Origin of the sequence: Burkholderia sp. Ac-20392 (genome assembly GCF_017104585.1) — a bacterium.
Classification (GTDB): Bacteria; Pseudomonadota; Gammaproteobacteria; order Burkholderiales; family Burkholderiaceae; genus Burkholderia; species Burkholderia lata.
Genome location: NZ_JAAGPB010000653.1, coordinates 1 through 4,121 on the forward strand (window position 1 = coordinate 1; position 4,121 = coordinate 4,121).

Below are 4,121 nucleotides of genomic sequence, written 5' to 3' on the forward strand. Positions count from 1 at the left end.
GAGCGCGACGTGCGACCCGTTCGGCTGCGCGCGGCCGACGACGGGCCAGCCGATCATGCTGCGCGCCCAGTAGCGCCGCCGCGCGGCATCGGAGCCGAGAAATTCGTGGAGCTGGATCGGCGGCGAGCGCATCCACTGGCCGTTGCGGTCGCGATAGCCGGGAATGCCGGAGTCGGTGCTGATGCCGGCGCCGGTCAGCACCAGCAGGCGCGGATGACGCTCGACGAACGTGTGCAGCGCATCGAGTGCGGCCGGATCGATGCCGGCGGTTGAAGGGTCGTGCAGGGCTTTGTCGTTCATGTTGGCAACGCGTGATCGGGCGCGCCGGCAAGCACCGTGCGCCCGCACGGGCGGCCAGGCACGCCAGCACATGATACAGAACGTCGCGCGATCGGGCCGATGGCTCGCGTCGCAAACCGGCGTCCAAAAAAAGACGCCCATCGCCACGTGGCGATGGGCGCTTCAACAATTGATCCATCGGGGTAGTGGATCAACTGACAGCACAATTTCGCGGCGTCCGCCCTGCTGCGGCCGGTGAACGCTTCCCCTGGACTGCCCATGTTCCGCGATGCCGAATGCATCGATGCGCTGCCGGCTTTCCGGTGCGATCCGGTTCGGACCCGTCGCGCCGACGCAAGGCACGGCACGCACACGCCTACGCCGCGCGACGACTCGCGTTGCGCGCGGCAGATTGACGATCCGGGATCCGGGCCGGGCCATCCGCAGGCATTCACGGTTCATCCCCGACGGCCGACTGGCACCAGTCGGCCTCGTGCGTTACACCTGCACGTCGTCGTTCAGAACAAACCCGATTGCTCGGATGGAACGGAAAGCCGCGCGCTCACGTCGCCTCGATAAACGGCGAAGCAAATAGCCCGGCAGGTCGGCGATTCATGTTTGCAACACGACACGTTGCGATTCGGTCTGTTTTCATTCTCTTGTCCCCGTCTCCGATACGTCCGACCCACTGAAGCGATCGCCGGACCGACTGCGTCCGCGACCGCGCTCACGGCGTGCACAGATATGCAAGGAGCGCACCATGCTTCACGCCGCAAGGCCGCGCGGGCGGATTGGGTGCCATCGACGCGAATCGCGCACCGGCAAGCAGCGCGAACGTTTCGAAACTGAAACGCCCTCCGGATCGATGAACGTCGGCCGGGCGTGCCGCCGCGCGGCACCGGCCCGGCCCGCGCGGGCAGCGCGGCGTTGCATCTGCGCGCGATCGCCGAACGGCTTACAATTGCCCCACAGCGCCGCATGCGTGCGGCGCGCGGCCCCGTGCCGGCACTCCTCGCGCAGCGCGCACCACCTGACCCGAGCCCCTGACTCGACGCATGCCTGACGCAAACGACTGGCTGGATATCGACTACCGCACGCTGTTCCGGCTGCATCCGAATCGCCGGATCGAACACGAGAACGATCCCGAGTGCTCGCCCGCGCCGCGCTTCTGGCTCGGCCGATGCGCGGACGGCAACCTGGCGGGCATACGCGCCGACGTGCCCACCCCGATCGCAGACGAACTCGCACGCGTGGCCGATAGCGAACCGCCGATCGCGGACCGCATGCAACCCGCGCATCTCGAGCGCTATCTCGCGCTGCTCGCCCCTGTTCCGCACTGGAATATCGGCCTCGTCTACCCGCTGCCGCACGCACTCGGTTTCGACACCGACCCACGCGTCGCGCTGATCGACGGCGACAGCGACGCGGGCCGGCGCCTGCTGCATGCGCTGTCCACGCACGGGATGCCCGAAGGCCTGTTCTCGATGGGGTTTCGGCGCGTCGCCGATCTGTGGGCGCCGTGGTGCGCGGCCGTCGTCGACGGAGAAGTCGCATCGGTCGCGTTCGCCGCGCGGCTGTCCGAAGTCGGGGCCGAACTCGGCCTCGCGACGGCCCCTGCGTTTCGGGGGCGTGGCCTAGCAGCGGCGGTGACCACAGCGTGGTCGCGGCTGCCGTCGCTTCAAACGCGTACGCTGTTCTACAGCACCGGCAGCGACAACCGCGCGTCACAACGCGTGGCGTCGCGCCTCGGCCTCACGCTGCGCGGCACGACACTGCGGGTGACTTGACGCCGTGGCCGGCGCGACATCTCAACGAAAAGCCTCGATCGCCTTGACGCGACGCTCGGTTTCGTCGACGAAGCAACTGTCATGCTCCACGAGCCCGAGCGAGCCGCCCGCATCGGGCTGCCGCGATTCGGCACACGTGGCATCCCGTGCCTTGAGCCAGCGGCGCTCGTCGTTGCGCAACCTCGCTTTGCCCTGCTCGTCCAGGTTCGCCATCTGCGTCTTGTAGACGGCATTCAACCGCTTGTCGGCCGCTTCGTACTTCAGCCGCAGGCAATTGCGGATGTCGGCCGTGTAGCCCGTCTCCTCGGCAGTCTTGCAGATAGCGGCTTGGCCTGCTTCGTCCGCCAGCGCGCCGGACGCAACCGCGAAGATCATGGCGCACGCTGCCAGACCGATCACCCTGTGTGGAAGCGCATTCATCCGGATTCGTTGTTTCAATGAAGGAAGGCATCGATTATGCCCGGCCCGCTTTCCGCATCACGTTCGCTGCGTGTACGCCAACCGGTCGAGCTCGATCAGTCACGGCGCATGCCGTGCCGCTGCCGCGCAGCCGTCGTGCAAACACGCTAGCATTCGGACACGCAACGTCGCGCGTTCGCTTCGCGCCGCCTCCAAGGACTCGACATGACCACGCCCGCCCCTGCCCGCCCCGACGTCGCGCATCGCGTCTTTTCGGACGGACGTTTGTCGATCGGCCTCACGCTTCCGCTGCTTCGCACCGGCCATATCGTCGCCGACTTCGACGAGCAGCTCGAACTCGCGGCGCTGGCCGACACGCTCGGCTTTCGCGCGCTGTGGATTCGCGACGTGCCGCTGAACAGCGCCGACTACCCCGATCCGGTCGGCCACCTCGACCCGTGGGTCCTGCTCGGCGCACTGGCGTCACGCACGCGCCGGATCGCGCTCGCCAGCGGTGCGATCGTGCTGCCGCTGCGTCATCCGCTGCATATCGCGAAAGGCGCGCTGTCGGTCGCGACGCTGTCGGGCGGCCGCTTCATCCTCGGGCTCGGCTCCGGCGACCGGCCGCCCGAATATGCGGCGTTCGGCGTCGATGCGGAGACGCGGCGCGACCGATATCGCACGCACTGGGAGGTCGTCGCGGCCGCGCTCGGCGTGCCTTCGCGCGTGCTGCCCGACGAAGCGCCGCCCGATGCACCGGAATTCACGCTGCTGCCGCGCGGCGCCGACGCCGTACCGATGCTGGCGGTCGGCTCGGGCGGGCAAAGCGTCGACTGGATCGCACGGCACTCGATCGGCTGGATGACGTACCACCGCGATCCGGACACGCAGCGCGCCCGCTATTCGATGTGGCGCGCGGCAGTCGACCGGCTCGCGTCACCCGCCTTTCGCGCATTCGGCGTATCGATGCGGCTCGACCTCGTCGCGGATCCCGATGCCCCGGCCACCGCATTGCCGCTCGGCTATGCAACCGGACGCCGCGCATTGATCGACATCCTGCAGGACATGCGCGCGGCGGGCACGCATCACGTCACGCTGAATCCCGGCTCGGACCGGCCCGTGCGCGAAGTCGTCGAAGAAATCGCGGAACACGTTCTGCCGGTTTTTCACGACGAGCCAGCGTGATTCGGCAGGATTCCATATTAATTTGACGCAACGCGTGCATCGCTCGCCGTTGCCAACAAGCCGTCATTACAAAAACATTACATATCGGCAATTGAAACATCCCGACCTATCCGGCTGCCTGCAGTCTGCGTCCGCCGCATGACTGCGCAAACGCGCCGCAAACACCCGCGCCGCGTCGGGTATGCCCGATTCGAATGATCGTCGACGGAACTATTCGGTTCCGATCGCGATCATGTTAACTTCCGTCCATCGTTCAGCCTGGCGGGCCGCGCGCCGATGCGCGCCCGCATGCCCACTCCATGCGACATTTCCTCCTCGGCTGGCTGCTTGCCGCCGTCGTATCGGCCGCCCATGCGGCCGCTCCCGCCCCTGCCGCCGCGTCGGCCGCTTCCGGCACCGCGCCCGCGCTGACACCGCAACAGGCGCAGCAGGCACTCAATGTGCTCGAAAATCCACACGATCGTGCGCAGG

At 67.5% G+C, this 4,121-nt stretch carries 4 protein-coding genes; 2 read left to right on the forward strand and 2 right to left on the reverse strand.

The features are described from left to right. On the reverse strand, positions 1-300 hold a 300-nt coding region (locus G3N99_RS36275; RefSeq protein WP_277396482.1), incomplete at its 3' end, for a Sir2 family NAD-dependent protein deacetylase. A gap of 1,034 nt (positions 301-1,334) precedes the next feature. Between G3N99_RS36275 and G3N99_RS36280 the strand changes: the two genes are divergently transcribed. After that, positions 1,335-2,066 (forward strand): GNAT family N-acetyltransferase, encoded by a 732-nt coding sequence (locus G3N99_RS36280; protein WP_206124769.1) that lies wholly within the window; start codon positions 1,335-1,337, stop codon positions 2,064-2,066. Between the two features lie 21 nt (positions 2,067-2,087). Here the strand turns inward: G3N99_RS36280 and G3N99_RS36285 are convergent, their stop codons facing one another. Further along, entirely contained in the window at positions 2,088-2,486 is a 399-nt protein-coding gene (locus G3N99_RS36285; protein ID WP_206124770.1) for a lysozyme inhibitor LprI family protein, read from the reverse strand. Between the two features lie 204 nt (positions 2,487-2,690). On the opposite strand from G3N99_RS36285, the gene G3N99_RS36290 reads away from it, so the two are divergent. After that, on the forward strand, positions 2,691-3,650 hold the full coding sequence (locus tag G3N99_RS36290) for an LLM class oxidoreductase (RefSeq protein ID WP_206124771.1): 960 nt from the start codon (positions 2,691-2,693) through the stop codon (positions 3,648-3,650). The last annotated feature ends 471 nt before the right edge of the window (positions 3,651-4,121 follow it).